Annotated in this window: 17 protein-coding genes; all 17 read left to right on the plus strand. The window is 66.4% G+C overall.

Going from position 1 to position 25,920, the window contains the following annotated elements:
- Nucleotides 1-1,878 carry a type VI secretion system baseplate subunit TssF gene (gene tssF, locus OB2597_RS17295; protein WP_009806902.1) on the plus strand — a complete coding sequence of 626 codons (1,878 nt, stop codon included), beginning with the start codon at nt 1-3 and terminating at the stop codon, nt 1,876-1,878.
- Nucleotides 1,875-2,894 carry a type VI secretion system baseplate subunit TssG gene (gene tssG, locus OB2597_RS17300; RefSeq protein WP_009806903.1) on the plus strand — a complete coding sequence of 340 codons (1,020 nt, stop codon included), beginning with the start codon at nt 1,875-1,877 and terminating at the stop codon, nt 2,892-2,894. The genes tssF and tssG overlap by 4 nt, the downstream gene beginning before the upstream one ends.
- The gene (gene tssH / locus OB2597_RS17305; protein WP_009806904.1) at nt 2,891-5,626 is read left to right on the plus strand and encodes a type VI secretion system ATPase TssH; all 2,736 of its coding nucleotides are present in this window, start codon (nt 2,891-2,893) and stop codon (nt 5,624-5,626) included. The genes tssG and tssH overlap by 4 nt, the downstream gene beginning before the upstream one ends.
- Before the next feature lie 27 nt (nt 5,627-5,653).
- The gene (locus OB2597_RS17310) at nt 5,654-6,901 is read left to right on the plus strand and encodes a hypothetical protein (RefSeq protein WP_009806906.1); all 1,248 of its coding nucleotides are present in this window, start codon (nt 5,654-5,656) and stop codon (nt 6,899-6,901) included.
- Nucleotides 6,902-6,943: 42 nt separating this feature from the next.
- On the plus strand, nt 6,944-7,951 hold the full coding sequence (locus tag OB2597_RS17315; RefSeq protein ID WP_009806907.1) for a hypothetical protein: 1,008 nt from the start codon (nt 6,944-6,946) through the stop codon (nt 7,949-7,951).
- A gap of 33 nt (nt 7,952-7,984) precedes the next feature.
- Nucleotides 7,985-8,842 (plus strand): ion transporter, encoded by an 858-nt coding sequence (locus OB2597_RS17320; protein ID WP_009806908.1) that lies wholly within the window; start codon nt 7,985-7,987, stop codon nt 8,840-8,842.
- The gene (gene tssB / locus OB2597_RS22770; protein ID WP_009806909.1) at nt 8,839-13,134 is read left to right on the plus strand and encodes a type VI secretion system contractile sheath small subunit; all 4,296 of its coding nucleotides are present in this window, start codon (nt 8,839-8,841) and stop codon (nt 13,132-13,134) included. The genes OB2597_RS17320 and tssB overlap by 4 nt, the downstream gene beginning before the upstream one ends.
- Nucleotides 13,134-13,421 (plus strand): hypothetical protein, encoded by a 288-nt coding sequence (locus OB2597_RS17330; protein WP_009806910.1) that lies wholly within the window; start codon nt 13,134-13,136, stop codon nt 13,419-13,421. The genes tssB and OB2597_RS17330 overlap by 1 nt, the downstream gene beginning before the upstream one ends.
- Nucleotides 13,422-13,453: 32 nt before the next feature.
- Nucleotides 13,454-15,628, plus strand: a complete 2,175-nt coding sequence (locus tag OB2597_RS17335; protein WP_009806911.1) for a type VI secretion system Vgr family protein — start codon at nt 13,454-13,456, stop codon at nt 15,626-15,628.
- 8 nt (nt 15,629-15,636) lie between these two features.
- Entirely contained in the window at nt 15,637-16,275 is a 639-nt protein-coding gene (locus OB2597_RS17340; RefSeq protein WP_009806912.1) for a DUF6931 family protein, read from the plus strand.
- Complete coding sequence (locus OB2597_RS17345) at nt 16,275-16,589, plus strand: PAAR domain-containing protein (RefSeq protein ID WP_009806913.1); 315 nt, start codon at nt 16,275-16,277, stop codon at nt 16,587-16,589. Before OB2597_RS17340 ends, OB2597_RS17345 begins: the two co-directional genes overlap by 1 nt.
- Before the next feature lie 71 nt (nt 16,590-16,660).
- Nucleotides 16,661-18,154: a type VI secretion system-associated FHA domain protein TagH gene (gene tagH / locus OB2597_RS17350; protein ID WP_009806914.1), complete on the plus strand. Its 1,494-nt coding sequence runs from the start codon at nt 16,661-16,663 to the stop codon at nt 18,152-18,154.
- A 25-nt stretch (nt 18,155-18,179) separates the two neighbouring features.
- Entirely contained in the window at nt 18,180-19,520 is a 1,341-nt protein-coding gene (tssK, locus tag OB2597_RS17355) for a type VI secretion system baseplate subunit TssK (protein WP_009806915.1), read from the plus strand.
- A gap of 42 nt (nt 19,521-19,562) precedes the next feature.
- A complete protein-coding gene (gene icmH, locus OB2597_RS17360) occupies nt 19,563-20,966 on the plus strand; it encodes a type IVB secretion system protein IcmH/DotU (RefSeq protein WP_009806916.1) in 1,404 nt (467 codons plus the stop codon).
- The gene (tssM, locus tag OB2597_RS17365; RefSeq protein ID WP_009806917.1) at nt 20,963-24,538 is read left to right on the plus strand and encodes a type VI secretion system membrane subunit TssM; all 3,576 of its coding nucleotides are present in this window, start codon (nt 20,963-20,965) and stop codon (nt 24,536-24,538) included. The genes icmH and tssM overlap by 4 nt, the downstream gene beginning before the upstream one ends.
- Nucleotides 24,538-25,203: a type VI secretion system-associated protein TagF gene (gene tagF / locus OB2597_RS17370; protein ID WP_009806918.1), complete on the plus strand. Its 666-nt coding sequence runs from the start codon at nt 24,538-24,540 to the stop codon at nt 25,201-25,203. Before tssM ends, tagF begins: the two co-directional genes overlap by 1 nt.
- Nucleotides 25,200-25,919, plus strand: a complete 720-nt coding sequence (locus OB2597_RS17375) for a PP2C family protein-serine/threonine phosphatase (RefSeq protein WP_040609912.1) — start codon at nt 25,200-25,202, stop codon at nt 25,917-25,919. Before tagF ends, OB2597_RS17375 begins: the two co-directional genes overlap by 4 nt.
- The last annotated feature ends 1 nt before the right edge of the window (nt 25,920 follow it).

A 25,920-nucleotide genomic window follows, 5' to 3' on the forward strand; every position in this document is an offset into this window, starting at 1 on the left:
ATGGATACCCGGCTGCTCAAACATTATGAAGGCGAGCTGGCTTTCATGCGGGACATGGGGGCCGAGTTCGCCCGGTCCTATCCGAAGGTCGCCGCGCGGCTGGGGATGGACGGGACCGAGGTGGTCGACCCCTACGTGGAGCGCCTGCTCGAGGGGGTCGCCTTCCTTTCGGCCCGCGTTCAGCTGGAACTCGAGCTCCAGTACCCGAACCTGACGAGCCACCTGCTCGAGATCGTCTATCCGCATTACCTCGCGCCGATCCCTTCGATGATGATCACGGCCTTCGAGCCGGACATGGAGAACGCCGCGCTGACCGACGGCTTCGTCATCAAGCGTCATACCGAGTTGCGGAGCGCCCTCGGCACCGACGACCATACGCCCTGCATCTTCCGCACCGCCTCCGACGTGACGCTCTGGCCGGTGACGGTCTCGGAGGCCGAGTACATCGACGGTCGCGGCGAACTCGCCGCCGCCGGCATCGCCCGGGACGTCGAGGCGCGCGCTGCCATCCGGCTGCGCCTGAGCCGCGCGGGCGATCTGCCGATCTCGGAGTTGTCCCTGGACAATCTCGTCGTCTTCCTCAACGGGCAGGAGGGCAAGAACTGGCTTCTGCATGAACTGCTGTGCACGCAGGTGACCGGCGTGGTCGGGCGCTCGACCGACCGCCGCGCGGACTGGGTGGCGCATCTCGCGAATGGCCGGGTCGTGCCGCGCGGCTTCGATCCGGACGAGGCGCTGCTGCCCACGCCGCGCCAGTCCTTCGACGGCTACCGGCTGCTGCAGGAATACTTCGCGATGCCCGAGCGGTATCACTTCGTCGACGTCCAGGGCCTCTCGATGGCGCTGGGGCGGGCGACCGGCCCCGATGTCGATATTTACATCCTGTTGCGCGAAGGCGACCCCGATGTCGCCTCGGGTGTCACGCCCGAGGCTTTCACCCTGAACGCCGTGCCCGCCGTGAATCTTTTCGAGAAGCGCTGCGACCGCGTCCACGTCACCGCCAGCGACGTCGAGCAGCACGTCGTCGCGGATCGCACGGCGCCGCTGGATTTCGAGATCTATTCACTGAACTCGGTCACCGGCATCAGCGCCAGCGGCGAGAACGACACGGCCTTTCGTCCCTTCTATTCCGCGGACGATTTGACCGCCGCGGGCGAGAACCACCCCGCCTTCTACACCCAGTCCCGCAAGATGCGGCAGCGGGCCGAGAAGGAACGGCTGAAAGGTGTCCGCACCTCCTATCTCGGATCCGAGCTCTATCTGTCGCTCGTCGAACCCTCGCAGGCCCCCTACAGCGCCGACCTCGATCAGCTGGCGGTGACGGCCATGGTCACCAATCGCGACCTGCCGCTTCTGTTGCCGACGGGCTCGCGCGACGTGTTCCACCTGCAGGACGGCGGCCCGGTGCTGCATGTCACGACGCCGGTCAGCCCGACGCGGCCCCGCCCCTCACTGGCGCAGGGCGACACGGCGTGGCGGCTGATCAGCCACCTCAGTCTCAATTACCTGTCGATCGCCGACGGCAGCGGTTCTGACGGGGCTGCGGCGATGCGGGAACTGATCGGCATCTACGCCCCCGAGGGCAACCGCGTGCTGGAAAAACAGCTGGAGGGGCTGGTGGGCGTCTCCACCCGGCCGATCGTGCGCCGCATGGCCGATGGCGTGATGTCCACGGCCGTGCGCGGGCTGGAAATCTCGGTGACCTTCGACGAGAGCTTTTTCGAAGGCACCAACGCCTATCTCCTGGCGGCGGTGCTCGAGCGGTTCATGCGCCGCTACGTGACGATCAACAGCTTCACGGAAACCGTCTTCGTCACCCAGCAACGCGGAGAGATCACGCGCTGGCGCCCCGAAACAGGCCTGGGGCGGATCATATGAGCCACCTCGACCGCCTCAGGAACGCCCCGCAGAAGAACCACGTGTTCCATGCCTTCCGCGTGCTCGAGGCGGCCTTTCCGGACGCGCCGCGGATCGGCAACGCCCGACGCCCGCGCGAGGAGAGCATCCGCTTCGGCCAGGAGGCCGAGCTGTCCTTCCCCCCCTCGACGGTCGCGGCCTTCCAGCCCCCCGAGGCCGACAGGCCGGGCCGCCTGACCAATCGGTTCTTCGGTCTCTTCGGCCCGAACGGCCCGCTGCCGCTGCACCTGACGGAATTCGCCCGCGAACGGCAGCGGAACTTCCGCGATTCCACCTTCGTCGGCTTCGCGAACATGCTGACGCACCGGATGACCACGCTGTTGTTCCGCGCCTGGCGGTCCGGGCAACCCGCGCCCAGTTTCGACCGCGGGGACAACGACGCCTTCGAGCGCAAGATCGCCTCGGTCGCCGGTTTCCATGCCGAGGGGCTTCGCGACCGCGATGCCTTTCCGGACCTCGCCAAGCGCCATTTCACCGGCCTGCTGGCGCAGGGCCCCAAGAACGCCGAGGGGCTCGTCTCGATCCTGTCGGCCTTCTTCGGGGCGCGGGTGCAGCTTCAGCAGTTCGTCGGCACCTGGCTCGAACTCGAGCCGGACGACCGCTGGCAACTGGGCGCGCGCACCGGGTTGGGGCAGACCACCTCGATCGGGGAACGGGTCTGGACGCGAAGCGCCAAGTTCCGGCTGCGGATGGGGCCGCTGAGCCTGGCGGAGTACGAGCGTCTGCTGCCGGGCGGCGAAAGTCTGAACCGGCTGCGGGCCATCGTGCGGGGCTATGTCGGCGACGCGCTGGAATGGGACGTCAATCTCGTCCTGCGCGGCGACGAGCGGCCCGAGCCGATCATCGGAAAAACCGTCCGCCTGGGGCAGACCGGCTGGATCGGAACGAAGAACAAGGGGCAGGACGCGGACGACCTGTACCTCGAGCCGGGGCTGGCCCTTGGCACCCCGTCTGACAGAGAAAGGGACGCGATATGACGGAAATCAGCCGTGTGGCGCTATTCGGAAAGCTCAACACCCTGGGCTACAAGGCCATCGAAGGCGCGACGGTCTTCTGCAAGATGCGGGGAAATCCGTATGTCGAGATCGTGCACTGGCTGCATCAGATCCTGAACGGGCAGGACAGCGACATCCATCGCATCATCCGCCACTTCGACCTGGATTCCGGCAAGATCGCGACCCAGATGACCGCCGCCCTCGATGCGTTGCCGCGCGGGGCCTCGTCTGTCAGCGACCTGTCCTCGCATCTCGAGGACGCGATGGAGCGGGCCTGGGTCTGGGGGTCGCTCCTCTATTCCTCGAACCAGGTGCGGACGGGGCACCTGATCCTCGGCATGCTCGAGACGCCGAACCTCAAGAACATCCTGACGTCGATCTCGGCGGAACTGGCGAGCATCAAGCCCGACGACCTGGCGGACGATTTCCACACCATCACCGACGGCTCGCCCGAGGACAGCATGAAGCCGCAGGACGGGTCCGTCACCGGCGGCGGGGCCGAACCGGGCGAGGCCTCGGGCGCGCGGGCTCCGGCGCAGATGGGCAAGCAGGAGGCGCTGGACCAGTTCTGCACCGACCTGACCGAACAGGCGCGCAACGGCGACATCGACCCGATCGTCGGCCGGGACGAGGAGATCCGGCAGATCATCGACGTGCTGATGCGCCGTCGCCAGAACAATCCGATCCTCACCGGCGAGGCCGGGGTGGGCAAGACCGCCGTGGTCGAGGGCTTCGCGCTGCGCATCGCGCGCGGCGACGTGCCGCCCGCGCTCAAGGACGTGCGCCTGCTGGTGCTCGACGTGGGGCTGCTGCAGGCCGGGGCGTCGATGAAGGGCGAATTCGAGAACCGGTTGCGGCAGGTGATCGACGAGGTGCAGGCCAGCCCCACACCCATCGTCATGTTCGTGGACGAGACGCACACGCTGGTCGGGGCAGGGGGCCAGGCCGGAACGGGCGACGCGGCGAACCTGCTGAAACCAGCCCTCGCCCGCGGCACGCTGCGCACCATCGGTGCCACGACCTGGGCCGAGTACAAGAAATACATCGAGAAGGACCCCGCCCTGACCCGCCGCTTCCAGGTGGTTCATGTCGAGGAACCCTCGGTCTCCAAGGCGATCCTGATGATGCGCGGTATCGCGTCGATGCTGGAAAGCCACCACCGCGTGCAGGTGCTGGACGAGGGGATCGAGGCGGCGGTGACGCTTTCGGCCCGCTACATTCCCGCCCGCCAGCTGCCGGACAAGTCGGTCAGCCTGCTCGACACCGCCTGCGCCCGCGTCGCGGTCAGCCAGCACGCCGTGCCCGCGCCGGTCGATGACAGCCAGCGCCGGATCGAGGCACTGACCACCGAGCTCGAGATCATCGGCCGGGACGAGACCGCCGGATACGACGTGGCCGAGCGCCGCGCCGCGGTCGAAGCGGACATGGAGGCCGAGAAGATCCGCCTGGCGGACCTGACCGCGAAATGGGACGCGGAAAAGACGCTCGTCGCCGAGATCATCGACCTGCGCGCCAAGCTGCGCGAGGGCGGGCAGCCTGTCGAGGCGACCCACACCCGCGAGGGCGAGGCCGCCGACGAGGCCGCCGAAGCCGCGGCCATCGGCGCGACACTGGGAGAAGACGAGCGCCAGGCGCTTCTGACCGCGCTCAGGGCCAAGAATGCCGAGCTGGAAGAGCTTCAGGGCGACACGCCGCTGATCATGCCCATCGTCGACCACCAGGCGGTGGCCAGCGTCGTCGGCGACTGGACGGGCATCCCGGTCGGCCGCATGGTCAAGGACGAGATCGAGACGGTTCTCAGCCTCGAGGAGCATCTGGCCAAGCGCGTGATCGGTCAGGATCACGCGATGGAGATGATCGCCAAGCGCATCCAGACCTCGCGCGCCGGGCTCGACAATCCGAACAAGCCGATCGGGGTCTTCATGCTCGCCGGCACCTCGGGCGTCGGCAAGACCGAAACCGCGCTGGCGCTGGCCGAGGTGCTCTATGGCGGCGAACAGAACGTCATCACCATCAACATGTCGGAATACCAGGAGGCGCATACCGTCAGTTCGCTCAAGGGCGCGCCTCCGGGCTATGTCGGCTATGGCGAAGGCGGCGTCCTGACCGAGGCGGTGCGGCGCAAGCCCTACTCGGTCGTGCTGCTCGACGAGGTCGAGAAGGCGCACCCCGATGTCCACGAGATCTTCTTCCAGGTCTTCGACAAGGGTGTGATGGAGGATGGCGAGGGCCGGCTGATCGACTTCAAGAACACGCTGATCCTGCTGACCTCGAACGCGGGTACCGAGGTGATCCAGGACCTGTGTTCCGACCCCGAGCTGATGCCCGAGCCCGAAGGCATGGCCAAGGCCATCCGCGAACCGCTGCTCAAGATCTTCCCGCCGGCGCTTCTGGGCCGCCTGGTGACGATCCCCTATTACCCGCTGACGCCGGACATGATCGGCAAGATCACCGAGCTCCAGCTGGGCCGCATCAAGCGACGGGTCGAAGAGGCGCACGGCGTGCCCTTCGAATACACCGATGCCGTGGTGAGCGAGATCGTCAACCGGTGCCAGGAACTGGAAAGCGGCGGCCGCATGATCGACGCCATCGTCACCAACACCATGCTGCCCGAGATCTCGGCCGAGTTCCTGCGACGCATGATGGAGGGCGAGACCGTCGAGAAGGTCGCGATCGACGTCACGGACGGTGAATTCACGTACAGTTTCAACTGATTTCTGCACGGACCGGAGGATAACGACATGGCGAAATACGTGATCATGGACATGAAGAAGGTCCCGATCAAGACGAGCGGCTTGATCCATGTCGAGCCCCCCGAACTGTCATTCAAGGTCGTCGCCGAGCTGGACAAGAAGATGGAGAAGGGGGCCGAGAAGGACCCCCTGCTCCAGCAGGAGTTCCAGGCCCAGGCCAAGGAGATCCTCGACCAGACGGTCAAGATGATCGAGCAGAAGTGCAAGGTCTTCGACAAGCTCTTCGACGACATGATCAAGAAGGGCGCTTCGGTCAACGATGTGAAAAAGCAGCTGACCGGCCTGAACAAGGCGATTTCCGAAGACATGAAGGTCGCCAACAAGGCCGCGGAACTGGGGGTCCAGAAGGCCTGGCAGAACCTGCAGGGCAAGAAGAAGGAATGGAAGAAGTTCAAGATCAAGGTCGCGGCCTCGATCGTCGGGACGCTGGCGGGCCTCGGCGCTTCGATCGCGGCCATGGCGACCTCGCCCTTCTCGGGCGGGGCCGGGGCGGTGGTCGGGATCGCGGGGCTGATCAAGTCCGGCATCTCGCTGGCCAAGGACATCAACAAGCTCGCGATCGGCATCGACACGGCCAACACCCAGCTTGAACGCAACCTCAAGTTCGTCGAGGCGACGGCCAAGAAAAAGGGTCTCTACACGGCGAACGAAGTCGGGGCCGGAATCCTCAACGAATTCATCGGCATCGCGCAGCCTTCGATCAAGTCGGTGCAGGACGCGGCCGACACGATCAAGGCCAAGTACGCGCAGATGATCGTCAAGATGCACGAGCTTTCGAAGGTGCTGAACAAGATCCTCGCCCAGCAGGACAAGCTGAAGAAGGAGTTCCTCTCGGAGGCGGCGAAGAAGCTCAAGAAATACCCGATCAAGGATACCGGGACGCAGCAGAAGAAGATCGAGGCCGGGCTCGATGACGCGCTGTCCGACAACTACAAGAAGGTGCAAAGCCAGATCGACAAGGTCCAGGACATGTATGGCGATGCGCGCAAATGGGCGAACACCATCAAGGACCTGATGAAACGCGTGGCGCAGGTCGAACTGAAGGACAGCAAGGGTCTCAAGGTGTTCCGCGAGGCGCTGAAGCTGGCCAGCGCGGCGACCGGCGTGCTCGACGGCAATTCCATTGCGACCACGGCCAAGGACCTGGGTCTGGGGCTGGGGGAATCGCTGGGCGGCTATGCCTATGACAAGATCACCAGCAAGGCGCTGGACGGCACGGTCTTCGACGCGGCGTGACGGGTGACCGGCCGCGGCTGACAGCAGAGGAAGGGGACGGATATGGCGGCTGACGGAAAGAAACCGATCACCGTGGACACGACCATCAGCATGTTCGCCGAAACGCGGTCGAAATCCGCGCCCGACTGGTTCGTGGCCCGGCCGAAGGTGGCCAAGCTACCCTTCGTGATCCCGGTCAAGAAGACCATGCAGCTCGACCCGCGCAAGTGGAAGAAATCGACCATCGAACAGGGCGTCTATGCCGTCGCGCGCTATGAGCTGAAGGTCTTCGATACCGCCCTGACCAAGATCAACAAGGACCTGGCCAAGGTCATGCCCAAGGGCAAGAAGTTCTCGAAGAACACCAGGGACGAGAGCAAGGAGGAGACCGCGGCGCTGGACAAGGCGGCGAGCGAGGTGACCAGCCTGCACAAGAAGTACCACAAGGCCATCACCGACAAGGTGTCGCTCGCGCTCGACGAGGTCGAGGCCGACAAGGGCGACAACAAGCGCGCCATCGCCGCCGGGCGGGATGCCATCCGCAAGTTCGACAGCCTCGACACCCGGGCGATGTTCTCGGCCCCCGCGACCGAGGTCGGCAAGATCATGACCCGGCTGGGCACGGAACTGGCCGCGCGGGACGACGGTGACGATCCCGGCGCCTTCAACCGGGCGCATACGCAGCTTCTGGGTGTGCAGAAGGATTTCGAGGCGACGGGCAAGACGACGCAGAACGTGATCAAGTTCCTGCTCGACCGCGGCGCCAAGATGGCCAAGGACAAGAATGCGGCCCCGTCGCTTCAGCAGATCGGCAAGGAGATCTCGGCCAACGGTCGGCTCAAGACCGCGATGACGCGGCTGTCGGCGGCGATCGACGAGTTCGACAAGGAGCTAGACGCGACGGTGCGGATCGCGCGCGACGGCAAGGGGAGCGGCCCGGCGATGAAGACCTGGGGCTCGCGGTTCGAAAAGACCTTCGGCGGCCGGGACAAGACGGTCAAGGATGCGGTCGCCGCGGTCAAGCTCATCAGCCAGAAATTCAACAAGGCAATGAAGGACGTGAAGGCCTGACAGGGCCCGATCCGGGGGATAGCGGAAGACGTGATGATCGACCAGACCGCAGACAGCCACCAACCGAGCGCGCGGGCCCGCCTCCGCGCCTTTCTCGAGACGGCCCGCGTGCGCAACACGATCCTCGGGATCATCATCTTCAACGCGATCACGCTGGGCCTCGGCACCTCCGATACGGTGCGGGACGCGATCGGTCCGACGCTGCGGATTGTCGACCAGGTCGTTCTCGGCATCTTCGTCGTGGAACTGACGCTCAAGTTCTACGCCTACGGCCTCTCGTTCTTCCGCAGCGCCTGGAACGTCTTCGACCTGGTGGTCGTCTCGGTGGGGCTGCTGCCCCAGACCGACAGCCTGTCGGCGTTGCGCGGCCTGCGGGTGATCCGGGCAATGCGCCTGCTGTCGGTGGTGCCGCAGATGCGGGCCGTGGTGCAGGCCCTGCTCGACGCTCTGCCCGGCATGGGGGCGGTGATCATCATGCTGTCGATCGTCTATTACGTCTTCGCGGTCATGGGCACGATCATGTACGGCAACGCATTTGACGAGTGGTTCGGCACGCTGGGCCGGTCGCTTTACTCGCTGTTCCAGATCATGACGCTGGAATCGTGGTCCATGGGCATCGTCCGCCCGGTGATGGAGGTCTATCCCAACGCCTGGGCGTTTTTCGTGCCCTTCATCGTGATCACCGCCTTTTCGGTGCTCAACCTCTTCATCGGCCTCCTGGTCAACACCATGCAGTCGGCGGTGGAAGAAGAGCACGAGGCCGAGATGGAGAAGCTCCAGGCGCTTGTCCGCACCGAAACCGACCAGGTCGACGCGCATGTATTGGCCCTGACCGAAGAGGTCCGGGCTCTGCGCGAAGAGCTGCGCGCCGCAAGGGACGACCGGGAATGAGCGACAGCCAGAAGTTCATATCCCGCAACCGCGCGCCGAGGGTCCAGATCGAATACGATGTGGAGCTTTACGGCGCCGAGAAGAAGGTGCAGCTGCCCTTCGTGATGGGCGTGATGTCCGACCTCTCCGGCAAATCCGAACAGCCGCCGGTGGCTGACCGCAAGTTCCTCGAGATCGACGTCGACACGTTCGACGAGCGGATGAAGGCCATTGCCCCCCGCGCCAGTTTCACCGTGCCGAACACGCTCACGGGCGAGGGGTCGCTGCCGGTCGATCTGACCTTCGAGAAAATGACGGATTTCAGCCCCGAAGCCATCGCGCGCAAGGTCGATGCTCTTGCCCCGCTGCTCGAGGCGCGGCGTCAACTCGGCGACCTGATGGCCTACATGGATGGCAAGTCCGGCGCCGAGACGCTGATCGAGACATTGCTGACCTCGCCCGACCTGCTGAAGGCTCTGGCCTCCGGGACGACCGAGACGGCCGACATGGCCGCGGCGCTGGACAGCCTCCGCGCGGCCTTGCCGGACCAGCAGGAAACCGCGGATACCACCGACGCGACCCTCTCTGCCCTGGCGGCGGCGCAGCCCCAGGCGGCTCCGCAGGAGCCCGCCGTCGAAGACATCCTCGGTGCCATCGGGCCCGCCGACACCCCTGAAGAGGAGGACGGCCACGCCGCCGCCCTCGACGCCCTCCGCGCGGCGCCCGTAACTCAGGACGAACCGGAGGACGCGGGCGCCGACATCCTCGCCGACCTGTCGCGCGCGGCGCCGGACACGGCAGAGACCGAGGACGCTTCCGATCGCGTTCTCGCGGCCATGGAACGACGCGAGGCCGCGCCCGAAGCCGACCGGACGGAGGAGATCCTCGCCGGCCTGGACGCGCCGCAGTCCTCTCCGGAGGACGACCGGACGGATGATATACTGGCGGAATTGGACGCGCCGCTTGAGGAGACCCCGGAGGCCGACCGAGCGGCCGATGTTCTCGCCAGCCTGGACGCACCGCCCGAGGAGGAGGTCGCGGACGACACCGCCGGTATCCTCGCCGGTCTCGAACCCGCGCCGGAGAGCACCCCTGAAGACACCGGCGACGACGTTCTAGCCGCGCTGGAACGGGTCGAGACCGCCGAGGCCGAGGAGACGCCGGACGACGTGCTGGCGTCGCTCGAGCGGGTCGAGGAGACCCCGGAGGCTGATCGGACGGCCGATGTCCTCGCCAGCCTGGACGCACCGCCCGAGGAGGAGGGCGCGGAGGACACCGCCGGTATCCTCGCCGGTCTCGAACCCGCGCCGGAGAGCGCCCCCGAAGACACCGGCGACGACGTCCTCGCCGCGCTGGAACGGGTCGAGGCCGCCGAAGCCGAGGAGACGCCGGACGACGTGCTGGCGTCGCTCGAGCGGGTCGAGGAGAGCCCGGAGGCCGATCGGACGGCCGATGTCCTCGCCAGCCTGGACGCATCGCCCGAGGAGGAGGGCGCGGAGGACACCGCCGGTATCCTCGCCGGTCTCGAACCCGCGCCGGAGAGCGCCCCCGAAGACACCGGCGACGACGTCCTCGCCGCGCTGGAACGGGTCGAGGCCGCCGAAGCCGAGGAGACGCCGGACGACGTGCTGACGTCGCTCGAGCGGGTCGAGGAGACCCCGGAGGCGGACCGGACCGCCGATGTTCTCGCCAGTCTGGACGCGCCCGCCGAGGCGGAGCAGGCGGGTAGGGATCTGGCCGACATCCTCGGCGGGCTCGACGGCCCCGATCCGGCGGACACGGCCGATACGACCTCCCAAGTCCTCGCGGGTCTGGATGCCGCCCCCGAGCCGGAGCCCGAAGAGAGCGATCTCGACGCCCTGCTGTCCGGCCTGGAAGAGACGGCGGCCGAAAACGCGTCCGGAGCCGATCCCGACCCGGTACTCGCCGCCCTGGACGGTCAGGCGGAGGGCACTGCCGGCGACCCGCCGGACGACGATCTGGATGCGCTGCTCGCCGGTCTGGACGCGCCGGATCCCGCGCCCGAGCCCCGGGACGACGCGACCGGGTCGGACGAGGCCCGCCCCGGCGGGGATGATCTGGACGCATTGCTGGGCGACCTCAAGGATCCCGAAGCATCCGCGGAAGGCACACCCGATACGGCTGCGGACCCGGAGAACGCCGATACGACGACCGGGGAACCCGGTGCCGGTGAAGCCCCGGCGGCCGAGGACGATCTGGACGCGCTGCTCGCCGATCTGGAGGCCGGGGACGCGCCCGGAACGGACGGAGCGGAAGACGACCTCGACGCGCTGCTCGGTGATCTGGACGCGGGGGAGGCGGAGGAGGAGCCTGCCGCTGACGCACAGGACCCCGGGGCCGGGGAAGTGGACGAACTCGATGCCCTGCTGGCGTCGCTCGATGCCGACAGCCAAGCCGGGACGCCCGCAGGGGACGAGACGAATGAGGCCGGGGACGACCTCGACGCCTTGCTTGCCGATCTCGAGGCGGACGATGCCGGGGCGACGGCGGATAGCGCCGCCGATGAATTGGACGACCTTCTTGCGGATCTCGATGGAAGGACCGGCGAGACCGCCGAAGCCGCGCCGCCGCAATCGCCCTTCGGTCGTATTTCGGCGCCGCGCCCCGAGCGGAGCGACCTCAACCGGTCGCGATTCCGCATGGCGATATTCGGCGACTTTACCGGCCGGGCCTCGCGCGGCCTTCGCGAGACCGGCCCGGCGCTGGCGGCCCGCCGGGCGATCCCGCTCGACGTGGATACGGTCGAGGAGGTCATCGAGGGCTTTGCGACCACCCTGACGCTGCCGATCGGCAAGGACGGCGCCGGGATAGAGGTCGGGCTGAAGGAACTGGACGACCTTCATCCCGACGAACTCTATGACAACATCCCGATCTTCGACGAGCTTGCGGGTCTGCGCCAGCAACTCGGCATGGGATCGATGGCCGACAAGGCCAAGGAGCGTCTGAAAGCCTGGGGCGAGGCGCATGGCACCCCCGTCCGGTTGCCGAAGCACTCGGCCGGCACCTCGGTTCCGGCGAATCTCAAGCTCAGCGACTTCCAGGCGCTGATCGGCGACACCGGGGGGCAGCTAAGTACCGCCGGCCCCCTCGACGACCTGATCGCACGCATCGTCGGCCCGCATATCGTCAAGGCACCGGACGCCGGGACCGAAGCGATGCTCGCGGCGGTGGACGAGGCGCTGTCCTCGGCCATGCGGCTTGTGCTGCACCACCCCGATGTCCAGGCACTCGAGGCGCAGTGGCGGTCGCTCGACCTGCTGGCCCGCCGGATCGAGACGGATACCACCCTCGAGATCGTGCTCTATGACATCTCGGCCGAGGAACTCGCCATCGACCTGGCCGCGCAGGAGGATCTTGCCGAAAGCGGCCTGTACGGTCTGCTGACGAACGTGCTGGACCCCGAAGAGGGCGACGGCGGCTTCTCGGCCCTCTTCGGTCTCTACACCTTCGAGGAGACGCCGCCGCATGCCGAGCTTCTGGCGCGGATCGGGCAGGTGGCCCGTCATGTCGATGCCCCCTTCTTCGCGGCGGTGACCCCCGCCTATCTCGACACCGCCAGGGAGGACCGGCATCCGCTGGTCGCCGGGGCCTGGGACGCCCTCCGCGCCACGCCCGAGGCCGCCTATCTCGGCCTCGCATCGCCGCGCGTCCTGTTGCGCCTGCCCTACGGCAGGAAATCCGAGCCCTGCCACGCCTTCGACTTCGAGGAATTCACCCCGCAGGAGGGGCTTTCGGGCATGCTCTGGGCGAACCCGGCGGTGGTGGTCGCGATCCTGCTGGCGGCGACCTACACGCAGGACGGCAAGGCGATGGAGCCGGGCAGCGTCATGTCGCTGGGCGATATGCCTTTCCACTATGTCACGGATCGCTATGGTGATCAGGTGGCCCTGCCCTGCACCGAGCGCAACCTGACGGCGGATCCGGTCCAGCACACGCTGGCGCGGGGCTTCATGCCCGTGGTCAGCGTCAAGGGCCGGAACGAGGTGCGCCTGGGGTCTTTCCGGTCGCTGGCCGGAACGCCGATCGCCGGAAGCTGGTCCGACGCGCCGGCGGCGGGGGCGCCAACGCCGCCCGAAGCCGACCTCCGCATGGACATTTCGGCCGGACCGGCAGACGCGGGCGCGCCGGACCCGGAGGAGGACGCGCCCGCGACACCGGATGATGCAGTGGCCGACACCGCCACGGACCCGGATCTCGATGCCCTGCTCGCCAGCTTCGACGACGAGGACGACGCGGCAGGGGACGACGACGAGATGGATCCCGAACTTGCCGCCCTGCTGGAAGGATTGTGATGAACGACGGAATACAGAACGGCCTGCCGACCGAAGACCACGAGATCATCCTGATCGGCGTGGGAGAGGAGAACTATTTCCTCTACCGGGGCGAGGAATACCTGAGCCAGCTGCTTCTGGCGGACGGCACCTATCCCACGCCGGTATGCTGCCTTCGCTTTGCCAACGTGCTCGACGTCAAGCTGATGCTGGGCGAAAGCGTCTCGGTCGCGAATAACTGGGCCGTGCATCCCGAAGTCGTGGCGCGCCTTCGCAAAGACGAGAAACTGATAGAAACGGAAGCCTGAACTGCCCGGCATCCCCGACAAGGATATCGCCCATGCCTGCCGAAGGTCCCAATCTCAAGAACAGAATGCTCCGGATGGAGACCGCGCTGCCGAAGGAAAAGGTGTTCATCAAGAACGCCCGTGTCTCCGAGGGGCTGAGCCAGCTGACCGAAACGCGGATCGAATTCCTTTCGAATGACAGGAACATCGACCTTCAGGATTTCATCGGCACCCCGATCACGATCGAACTGGACGAGGAGCCGCAGGACGCCAGGCACAAGTTTTCGGGCACCTGCATCTCGGTCGAATACCTCGGGCTCTACCAGGGGATGCTGCATCTCGTCGCCGAGGTCCGGCCCTGGCTGTGGTACCTCACCCGCACGATGAACAACCGCATCTTCCAGGAGATGAACGCCGTCGAGATCATCAAGTCGGTGCTCGGCGATCACGGGTTCAGCGGCAACATCACCGAGAAGACGCAGGGCAGCTACGACGTCCGCACCTACTGCGTGCAGTACCGTGAATCCGACTTCGACTTCATCAGCCGTCTGATGGAGGAAGAGGGGATCTACTACTACTTCGACCAGTCCGGCAAGCAGGAGAAGATGGTCATCGCCGACGGAATCTCGGCCCATTCTCCGGTGCCGTCCCATGCCGAGATCGACTTTCACTATCGCGAAGAGAAATATCGGCGAAGGGACGACCACATCTTCGACTGGTCCGACGCCGCCGCGGTCACGCCCGGCAAGGTCACACTCGAGGATTACGATTTCCAGAGCCCGCGCGCCGAACTCAAGAGCACCAAGGCCATCGCCAAGGGCAAGCATTCGCACAAGAACTATGAACTCTACGACTATCCGGGCCGCTACACCAAGCCGGCGCTGGGCGAAAAGCGCGCCCGCGTGAGGATCGAGTCCGAGGCGGTGCGGCACCTCGTGTCGCGCGGTGTCGGCAACGTCCGGGGCCTGCGCACCGGCACCACGTTCAAGCTCAAGGGTCATCCCCGCATGGGCAAGGCCGGCAAGGAGTTCTTGGCGATCTCGACCGTCCACCTGATGCAGATCGAGAACGACTACGAGGATGCCGAGACGCTGGACCGCCCGTTCAGCGCCGAAGGGGCCGACAACGCCGAACATTTCGGCCCCGAAAACCGCGATACCTATCGCTGCATGTTCAGCGTGATTCCCAAGTCCGAGCCGTTCCGCGCGCCGCAGACGACGCCCTGGCCCGAGATCGCCGGATTGCAGACCGCCATGGTCACCGGCCCGAGCGGCGAGGAGATCCATACCGACGAATACGGTCGCATAAAGGTCCAGTTCCACTGGGACCGGATGGGCAAGAAGGATGACAAGACAACCTGCTGGGTGCGCTGCGTCATGCCCTGGACAGGCAAGAACTGGGGCATGATCCATATCCCCCGCATCGGACAGGAGGTCGTCATCCAGTTCGAGGAGGGCGACCCCGATCGCCCCTTCTGCACCGGCATGCTCTACAACGGCGAAACCAAGCCGCCCTATGCCCTGCCGGCCAACATGACCCAGACCGGCATCGTCACCCGGTCGACCAAGAGCGGCTCGGCTAGTACCTTCAACGAGCTGATCTTCGAGGACAAGAAGGATGCCGAATTCGTCCGCCTCCAGTCCGAAAGGGATTACAAGGAGACGATCAAGAACAACGCCGAGATCACCATCGGGCTCGAGCACAAGGACAAGGGTGACCTGACCCAGACGATCCACCGCCACAAGACCGAGACGCTGAACACCGGCGATCACACCTTCACGGTCAAGGCCGGAAACCAGACCGTCTTTGTCAAGAAGGACCATGACGAGACGATCGAGGGCAAGTCGACCAACACGATCACGGGCAACTATACCGAGACGGTCAAGCAGGGAAATTTTGCCCAGACCGTCAAGATGGGGAACTACACCCAGTCGATCGATACCGGCAACCTCACCCGGACGGTGAAGATCGGCAACTACAATGAAACCGTGAAGACGGGGAACTACGGGCTCAAGACCTCGCTCGGGTCCATCAGCGAGGAAGCCCTGCAGAAGATCGAGATGAAGGTCGGGGCGAATTCGATCAAGATCGACCAGACCGGCGTGACGATCAAGGGCATGATGATCAAGATCGAGGGCACGGCGATGCTCCAGACCAAGGCCCCGATGATCAAGGAAGACGCCAGCGCAGTCCTGATCCTCAAGGGCGGCGTCACGATGATCAACTAGGGGCCGGCATGTCTGAACGTTTCGATAACCTGAAGAAGATCCCCGACGAGCCCGCCGCCCGGATGCTGTCGGCCAAGGCCACCAAGCTCGACACACCGGTCGAGGCGCCGGCCAGCGCGCGGGTCGAGGTGGTCCTGTCCGAACTGGCCGAAAAGGGCGGCTGGGTCGATATCCTGCGGCTTCTGTCGGTGGCGCTTCCCGAGCGCGAGGCCGTGTGGTGGGCCTGCATCGCCGCGCGCGATCTTACCGGAGAAGAGGCGACGCCCTGCCTGAAGGCGGCCGAAGCCTGGGTATTCGGGCCGAACGACAAGAACCGCGAGGCGGTGCAGGTCGCGCTCGATGCCGCCGACATGGACGACGACACCACCCTCGCCGCCACCGCGGCACTCTACGCGCCCGGCACCCTCGGGGTCGGGGAGATGGCCGAACTCGCCGCGCCGCCCTCGGCCGTCTCCGCCTGCGCCTTCGGAATGAACATGGTCGCCGTCGGCGAGGCCGAAGACCCGCTGCTGCACATGCACTGGCTTATCGATCGGGCAGTGGATATTGCGAGGGGCGGCAACGGCAAGGTCGACGTCCCCGCGATCGACACCTCGCCCGCGCCCCTGTCGGACGATGAGGACGATCTGCAAGAGGAGGAGAGCTGATGCCCGGACCGCCGCAGGCCAGACTGGCGGACTTGCACGTCGGGCCGACATGCACAGTGACCGGCCCGATGCCGATCATTCCGCCATGTGCCGTTACCGTGATCGTCGGCAAGAAACCGGCCGCCCGTATGGGCGACATGTGCGTGGGCGTGATGCCCTCTCCCGTCGGGCCGGTCCCGGCACCGCCGCATCCGATCGCCAAGGGGTCGATGACGGTGCTGATCCAGAAACAGCCGGCGGCGCGCATCGGTGACCTCTGCGCCATGGGCGGCAGCATCATTCTTGGCGAATTCACTGTTCTGACAGGAGGTTGACCCCCCAAATGCCCGTCGTACTGAAATTCCAGCCTACAGGGAGCATCCCCGGGAGAGGGGAGCCTGTGAGCATGATCGGGCACAGTCTCACCATCGGCCGCGGCGAAGAGAACGACCTCTGCCTGCCCGACCCCGACCGCACGCTGTCGAAGCGGCACTGCGCGATCGAGGATCACAACGGCAATGTCATCGTCGTCGATTTCTCGACCAACGGCACCTTCCTCAATTACGGAAAGCTGCCGCTCGGCGCCGTGCCGACCCCGCTGAACGACGGTGATATCCTGTCCCTCGGGCCTTACGAGCTTCTGGTCAGCATCTCCAGCGGGCAGGCCGAGGACGACCGGATCGCCGACCCGCTGGAAGACGGCCCCGTCTCGCACGGGGCCGCCAGAGCCGCACCCAGCCCGGCCGACCTGCTGGACGCGCCGGGCGACGGCGGCGATTTCCTCGACGATCTGCTGACGGGGCGCGAGGGGCCGGTCGGGCCCCGGGGCGTCCAGCGAGAGGAGGTTGGCGAGGACGGACTTCTTCCCCCGCTGGGAGAAGAGGACGACATCCTGCCGCCCGCGCCGGACGACATGCAGGGGCAGGGGGCCAGCCAGCGCTACAACTCGGCCTCGGCGCAGGATCACTTCCAGACCCCGCGCACCGCCGGTCCCGCCTCGGTCATCCCGGATGACTGGGAGGACGATCTCGCGCCGTCGAAACCGGCGGGCGATGCCTCGGACCCCTTCGCGCAGCCGATGCAGGACAGCGGGTCGGGGGGATCGGCCTTCATCCCGGATGATTTCGACCTCGACGGGCCGCAGGACCCGACGCCCGAGCCGCCGCCCGCGCCCGAAGAGCCCGCCCCGAGGGATCCCGCCCCCCTTCCGCCCCATCTCGCCCCCGATCTCGCCCCCGATCCCGCTCCGGATCCCGCGCCTGACGAGGCCGAACCGCCCACGCCGGCCCCGGCCCCCGCCCCGGCGTCTGCGACGGGTGGCGATGCCGCTGCGCGGGTTTTCCTCAAGTCGCTCGGCGCCGAAGAGGTGAAGGTCTCGGACGAGGAGCTGACGCCGACGATGTCGCGTCTGGGCCATGTTCTGCGGATCATGGTCGAAGGGATGCGCGAAATTCTGATGACCCGGACCTCGATCAAGTCCGAATTCCGCATCGAGCAGACGATGATACAGGCTGGCGGGAACAACCCGCTCAAGTTCTCGATCAGCCCCGAACAGGCCATCGAGGCGATGGTGAAGCCCTCGGCCAAGGGCTATCTCGACGCGACCGAGGCCGCAAACCAGGCCCTGCGGGACATCAAGGCGCACGAGGTGGCGATGGTCACCGGCATGGAGGCGGCGCTGAAGGGCGTGCTGAAGCGGCTCGACCCCGCCGCGCTCGAGGAAAAAATCAAGGTCGGCGGCGGGTTCTCCAGCGTGCTGAAGAGCAAGAAGGCGCGCTATTGGGAGGTGTACGAGACCATGTATGCCGAGATCTCTGACCAGGCCGAGAACGACTTTCAGGAGCTCTTCGCCAAGGAATTCGCGCGGGCCTACAAGGAACAGTTGGACAAGCTGAAATGAAAAGAATGACGAGGGATGCGGGCTGATGTCGTGGGATAGCAAAGTTCTCTGGACCGAGGGTCTGTTTCTGCAACCCCACCATTTCCAGCAGGCCGACCGCTATACGGAAAGCCTGGTGGCCGGGCTGGCGCGGCGGGTCACCCCCTATGCCTGGGGGGTCAACCAGCTCGAGATCGACGAAGAGGTGCTCAAGGTCGGGCAGTTCGCGATCAAGTCCTGTTCCGGCCTGACCGAGGACGGCACCGTCTTTCGCGTCCCCGCGGCCGAGGAACATCCCCCCGCTCTGGATGTGCCCGACACCGTCAAGGACTGCGTCGTCTACCTGACCGTGCCGCAACGCCGGCAGGGCGCGCTCGAGGTCGACATGACGGGGGCGGAACTCTCGGCGGCGCGGCTCCGTCCCTCGGAGATCGAGGTGACCGACGTGACTTCGACCGGCAAGAAGGCCGTGACGCTCGGCGTGGGCAAGCTGCGCCTGCAATTCGCGCTCGAGGTCGACGACCTGGCCGACCGGCTGGCCATCCCGATCGCCCGCATCGTCGAGGTCAAGCCCGACAAGGAAATCGTGCTGGATACCGCCTTCATTCCCTCCTGCATCGACATCCGCGCCGCGCAGACCCTGAACGGCTTTGCCAAGGAGCTGGACGGCCTGCTCGGCCACCGGATGACCGCGCTGGCGGGGCGTCTGTCCGAGGGCGGCACCGCCAAGGGCGTGGCCGAGATCTCGGACTTCCTTCTGCTGATGTGCGTGAACCGGGCCAAGCCGGTCGTGCATCACCTGACCCAGGTCGAGAACATCCACCCCGAGGCCTTCTACCGCGCCTGCGTCGAACTCGCCGGCGAACTCTCGACCTTCATGGCGCCCGAAAAGCGTGCCCCCGACTTTCCGGCCTATGCCCACGACGACCTGACCCGGTCGTTCAACCCGGTGATCAAGGCGCTGCGGCAGTACCTGTCGTCGGTGCTCGAGCAGACGGCGATCTCGATCCCGCTCGATCCGCGCAAGTACGGCATCAGCGTCGGCGTCATCGCCGATCGCAAGCTGCTGTCGACGGCGGGTTTCGTGCTGGCGGTCCAGGCCGATATCCCGGCCGAGAACGTGCGCCGTCATTTCGCGAACCAGGCCAAGATCGGCCCGGTCGAGGAGATCCGGCAACTGGTGAATTCCGCTTTGCCGGGGATCCCGCTGCGGCCGCTTCCGGTGGCGCCGCGCCAGATCCCCTATCACGCGGGGGTGGTCTACTTTGAACTGGACGGCGACAGCCCGCATTGGGGTAAGATGTCGACATCCGGCGGGATCGCCGTGCACGTGTCCGGTGAATTCCCGGGGCTCAAGATGGAGCTCTGGGCGATCAGGCAGGGATGACGATGCAGCACCGGCGCAGCACAAACGCAGGAACGGCGACAGATGTCTGACAACGATCCATTCGCGGAACCGGACGACGCCGACAAGACGGTGATCAAGCCGAACCCCGGCGGTCGCCGCACCATGCCGCAGACCCCCAGGCCGGCGCCCCAACCCGAGCCGGAGCCGCAGCCGGCACAGGGCGCGCAGCCGCAGAGCTATGGCCTCGCCGCGCCCTCGCGGGCCGACGGCACCACGACCGAACCGGCTGTCGAACAGGGCATGACCGGGATGAACCGGATCAACGCCGCCGCCTCGACCCTCTTCTCGCTGATCAGCCGCATCCGCAACCGCGCGCAGCACATGGACCCGGACAAGCTGCGCCGCTCGGTCGTGGCCGAGGTCCGCGCCTTCGAGAGCCGCGCCCTGCAGGCCGGGATCGACGCGCAGGACGTCAAGATCGCCCGTTACGCGCTTTGTGCCACGCTGGACGACGTGGTGCTGAACACGCCCTGGGGCGGCCAGTCGGTCTGGGCACAGCAATCCATGGTCGGCACCTTCCACAAGGAAACCGTCGGCGGCGACCGCTTCTATGACCTGCTGGCGCGGCTGGAACAGGAGCCGGGCAAGAACATCGACCTGCTGGAGCTGCTCTATGTCTGCCTGTCCCTCGGCTTCGAGGGGCGGCTGCGGGTCGAACAGAACGGCTCGGACAAGCACATGCAGATCCGCGCGGGCCTGGCCCGGATCATCCGCGGACAGCGCGGCGTGGTCGAGCGCGATCTCTCGCCGCACTGGAAGGGGCTGGAAATGCCTCACCGGGTGCTGTCGATCTGGAAACCGGTCTGGATCACCACCGCCGCCGTTGCGGTCCTTCTGACAGCCGGTTTCATGACACTGTCGTGGATGCTGAACCAGTCGACGGAACGGGTGATCGGCCAGCTCTCCGTGCTCGATACCGGCCAGGTGGCCGAGCTGTTCCGTCGCGCCCCGCCGCCCCCGCCGCCGCCCCCGCCGCCGGTCGAACAGGTGACCAAGGTGGCCGGCTTCCTCGAGGCCGAGATCGACCAGGGACTTGTCGAGGTGTTCCAGGACAACTCGACCATCACGATCCGCATCGCCGGGTCCAACATGTTCGGCTCGGGCTCGGACCGGCTGCAGCCCGAATTCGATCAGCCGCTTGAGCGCGTGGCGCAGGCCCTGACGGAAACCGAAGGTCCGGTCATCGTCGTCGGGCATTCCGACAACGTGCCGATCCGCTCTTCGCGCTTTCCGTCGAACATGCATCTCTCGCTCGCCCGGGCCGAGTCGGTGATGCAGAAACTCGCCGGGCTGATCGAGGACCCCACCCGCCTCCAGTCCGAGGGCCGCGCGGCAAAGGAGCCGATCGACACGAACGACACGCGGGAAGGACGGGCCAGGAACCGCCGCATCGAGATTGTCCTGGTAAGGGAAGACGCGACATGATCCTCAGAATTCTCCGCAAGCTGGGGTCGGCCATCTCGATCACGATCCTCGTGGCTCTCGGCCTGTCGCTGGCGCTCTGGTTTCTGGGTCCGCTGCTGGGAATCGGCGAGGCGCACCCCTTCGACAGCGCCCCGAACCGCATCATCGGCATCGGCGTCATCACCCTGATCGCCCTGACGGTGCTTCTGCTGATCCTCCTGCGCCGCTCCCGCAAGGACAGGGAAATGGCCGAGGATATCGTCGAGTCCGTGGACGACACCGACGAGGAGAACGAACTGGTCAAGGCCGAACTGGGCGAGCTGAAGGGCAAGCTCAAGCAGGCGCTGGTCGCGTTGCGCAAGTCCAAGCTGGGCCGCAAGCACCTGTACGAACTGCCCTGGTACGTCATGATCGGGCCGCCGGGCGCGGGCAAGACCACGGCCATCGTCAATTCGGGCCTGCAGTTCCCGTTGGCCGACACCATGGGCAAGGATGCCGTCGGCGGTGTCGGCGGCACGCGCAACTGCGACTGGTGGTTCACCAACAATGCGGTCCTGATCGACACCGCCGGCCGCTACACGACGCAGGAAAGCGGCGAGAGCGAGGACAATGCCGGCTGGCTCGGATTTCTCAATCTGCTCAAAAAGCACCGGAAACGGCAGCCGATCAACGGCGCCATCGTCGCCATTTCCCTCTCCGACCTCTCGCTTCAGGACGAGATCACGCAAAAGAGCCATGCCGCCGCGATCCGGCGGCGCCTGCATGAATTGCGCGAGAAGCTGGGCGTCCGCTTCCCGGTCTACGTGCTGTTCACGAAATCCGACCTGATCGCCGGATTCTCGGAATATTTCGACAACCTCGGCAAGGAAGAGCGGGAACAGGTCTGGGGCTTCACCCTGCCGCTGCAGAAGAAGACCAAGGCCGAGATAAACCCGGTCGCCGCCTTCGACGAGGAGTTCGGCCTGCTTCTGGCGCAGGTCAACGCGCAGTCGCTGGAACGGATGCAGTCCGAGACCGACCACCAGCGCCGCAGCCTGATCTACAACTTCCCCGCGCAGCTCGCCTCGGTCCGCGCCACCGCGCATGGCTTTCTCGCCGAGGTCTTCCAGGACAACCGCTTCGAGAAGCGCCACCTGCTGCGCGGGGTCTACTTCACCTCCGGCACGCAGGAGGGCACCCCGATCGACCGCCTGATGATGGGCATGGCGCGCACGTTCGGGATCGGGCGCCAGGCCATCGGGACCGGGCGGGGCACCGGGCGCTCCTTCTTCCTGACGCGCCTCTTCGAAGGCGTCATCTTTCCTGAGGCCGGGCTGGTCAGCGCCGACGACAAGGTCGAACGGCGGTACAGGTGGGGCAAGCGCATCTCGATCGCGGCGGCGGTTCTCGCGGCGGTCGGCATCGGCGGCCTCTGGGCCCGCAGCTACCTGGGCAACCGAGAGATGGTCGCCGGTGCCGCCGCCAAGGTGGGCGAATACCGCGAGGCCGCCTCTCAGATTCCCGGCAGCCCGATCGAGGACAGCGACCTGCCGAGCGTCGTGCCGGCGCTGAACATCCTGCGCGATCTGCCGGCCAACCCGGCCATCACCACGCCGCGCCCGGCCCGCGCCATGACCTACGGCCTCTACCAGGGCAAGGTTCTGGGCAACCAGGCCGCGCAGACCTATCGCGCCGCGCTGAACCAGCACCTGCTGCCCCGTCTCCTCCTGCGTCTGGAAGAGCAGATGCAGGCGAACATGGACAATCCCGACTTTCTCTACGAGGTGCTCAAGGTCTACCTGATCCTCGGCCAGCAGGGGCCGATGAACCAGGACCTCGTCAAGGAGTGGATGGCGCTCGACTGGTCGGTGGCCTATGCCGGCTCCGGTCGCGAGCCGCTGCGCAACGACCTCTCCACCCATCTCGACGCGCTGCTGTCGCAGCCGATGGACAGGATCAGTCTGAACGGCCCGCTTGTCGAACGCATCCAGAGCCTCCTGTCCGAGATGCCGCTGGCGCAGCGCGTCTACAACGGCATCATCAATTCGCCGCGCGCGACCGAACTGCCGGAATGGCGACTGACGGAGATCGGCGGACCGGCCATCAGCCGCGCGATCGTGCGGTCCTCGGGCAAGCCGCTGAACGAGGGGATCGAGGGCATCTTCACCTATGACGGCTTCAACTCGGTCTTCCTGGACGAGGCGCTCGGCGTCGCGAAGCGCATTCAGCGGGAAAGCTGGGTGCTGGGACCGCGCGGCGAAGCGGTGCAGAACGAGACCGCGCTCGTCGCGCTCAGCCGTGACGTGCTCGACCTCTATTACAACGATTTCATCACGCGGTACGACCAGATCCTCGGCGACATCGACATCATTCCGATGGAAAGCCTCAGCCACGCGGTCGAGGTGACGAACATCCTCTCCGGTCCGACCTCGCCTCTGGTCAACATCCTCAACGGTATCGCCGAAGAGACCAAGCTGACCGAGGACCGCTCGGCGCTCGGCGGCGAGGGGCTTGCCGAAGGCGCCCAGGAGATCGGGGCGCTCGAACTGCAATCGTCGCTGTCCAGCCGCAGCCAGCTGTTCCTCGAGACCCTGCGCGCCTCGGCCACGGCCGAGGGCGGCCCGCCACCCAAGAAGCCTGGCGAATATGTCGAGGACCGGTTCAACTGGCTTCACCAGCTGGTCGAACGTCCCGACGGACAGCCCTCGCAGCTGGACGCGCTCATGGGCCGCCTCACCGAGGTCTACCAGGAGCTCAACAAGCTCTCCTTTTCGGGCGGCATCGGGGCAGGCGGAGGCGAGACCACAGCGCTCGTCCGTTTCCAGGAGACCGCGAAGCGTCTCGACGGGCCGATCCCCAGATGGGCCACACAGATCACCAGCGGATCGTCGGGGATCACCGCCGACGGCACCCGGGCGGGCATCAACGCCAGCTGGCAGGCCAATGTCCTGCCCTTCTGCGAACAGGCCCTTTCGAACCGCTATCCCTTTGACAGACAGGCGCGGGCGGATGTGTCGCTGTCCGACTTCGGCCGGCTCTTCGGGCCGGGGGGGCTGATCGACTCGTTCTTCAACGAGAACCTGCGCGACTATGTCGACGTCCGCTCGCGGCCCTGGGCGTGGAAGCGTGTCAACGACGCCGATCTGGGGATCAGCCAGGCGGTGCTGCAGCAATTCCAGTACGCCGCCGAGATCCGGGACGCGTTCTTCGCCTCCGGCGCACAGCCGCAGATCCAGTTCCAGATCACGCCGAACGCGCTGGACCCCAAGGCCAGCGTCGTCCAACTCGAGATCGACGGTACCATGATCGAATACAAGCACGGCATGTCGCCGCGCCCCTCGGCCGTCACCTGGCCCGGCTCGGTCGGCGCGGCGCGCGTGGTCTTCGGTCCGGCCGAGCCGGGCACGGCGAACGCCATCATCCGCGACGGCCCATGGGCCTGGTTCCGGCTGCTCAACGCGGCGGAGGTGCGCAACACCAACGTATCGGACCGCAAGCGCGTGATCTTCAGCGTCGGCGGCCGCCATGCCATCTTCATCCTTCAGTCCGGTTCGGTGCTGAATCCCTTCGCACTTCCGGCCCTGGGCAAGTTCTCCTGCCCGAAATCGTTCTGATGACCGGAAGCGTCGGGTTCTTCGGGAAAATGCCCGGAATGGGGGATTTCCTGCGGCTGAATCTGCCTGCGGGGTTCGTGCAATCCTGGGACAGCTGGTTGCAGGAGGCGATGATCGCCGCGCGCGCCACCCTGGGGGCGCAATGGGACGAGCGCTACCTGTCCGCCCCCATCTGGCGCTTTTCCCTGCCGCCGCTCGCCGGGGGCCAGCCGGCGATGAGCGGTGTCGTCATGCCCTCGGTCGACCGGGTGGGGCGTCAGTATCCCCTGACGCTGGCCGCCCCCTGCCCGAACGGATCCGCGGCCCTGCGCCATTTCGCCAACGACGGCTTTTTCGACATGCTCGAGACGCACGCCCTCGCAACGCTCGAAGAGGACCTCACGCGCGAGCTGCTGGCGGCCCGGCTCGACGGCATTGCGCCGCGGTTGCCCGATGAGATGCCGGTGTCGCCGGATGGCTATGCCGGCGGGGTCAGGCCCGAACATCGCCTGGCCGCGCGCGGCATCGACGACCAGTTTCCCGGATCCGGCATCTGGACCAGCGCCTCGGAAGGAGATCATCGCATGTTCCTCACCCGCGGTTTGCCCGATGCGCGGCAATTCACCGGCATGATCGACCCCGAGGCCGCCATGTGGCGCCCGAACGCAGTGGCGCGGACCGCATGACCCACGACAACCGCATCCGGTTCTCGGCCACCACGCACGTCGGCCGGAAACGCAAGATCAACGAGGACAGCATCCTCACCTTGCCCGACCAGAAAATCTGGGCCGTCTCGGACGGCATGGGGGGGCATGCGGGGGGCGATTATGCCTCGCAGACGGTGGTGGACAGCATCGCCGCGATCGACGCGGACCTCGCCCCCGCCGAGCTGATCCGCGACCTGCGCGAGGCGATCACCCGGGCCCATGGCGCGATCCGGGACGAGGGCGCCCGGCGCAACGCCACCATCGGCGCGACCGTGGTCACCTTCGCCGTGGCGAACGGGCATTTCGCGGCCTTCTGGGCGGGCGACAGCCGCCTCTACCGGTTGCAGTCCGGGTCGATCGAACTGCTCACGACGGACCACTCGGTCGTCGCGGATCTGGTGCTGGCGGGCCAGATGTCGTGGGATGAGGCCGAACTGCACCCCCAGTCGAACGCCGTCACCCGTGCTGTCGGCGTCGGCGAGGACCTCGAACTCGACAAGATCCGGGGGGAGCTTTTTCCCGGCGACCGCTTCCTGCTCTGTTCGGACGGCCTGACCAAATACGCCACGTTCGACATGCTCGAACGCATTCTCGGGTCCGAACCGATCGAAACCGTGGCCGACACGCTTCAGCAGCTCGCATTGGACGGTGGCGGGGCCGACAACATCTCGATCATCGTCATCGACGTGGTCTGAG

It is taken from the genome of Pseudooceanicola batsensis HTCC2597 (assembly GCF_000152725.1).
GTDB lineage: Bacteria > Pseudomonadota > Alphaproteobacteria > Rhodobacterales > Rhodobacteraceae > Pseudooceanicola > Pseudooceanicola batsensis.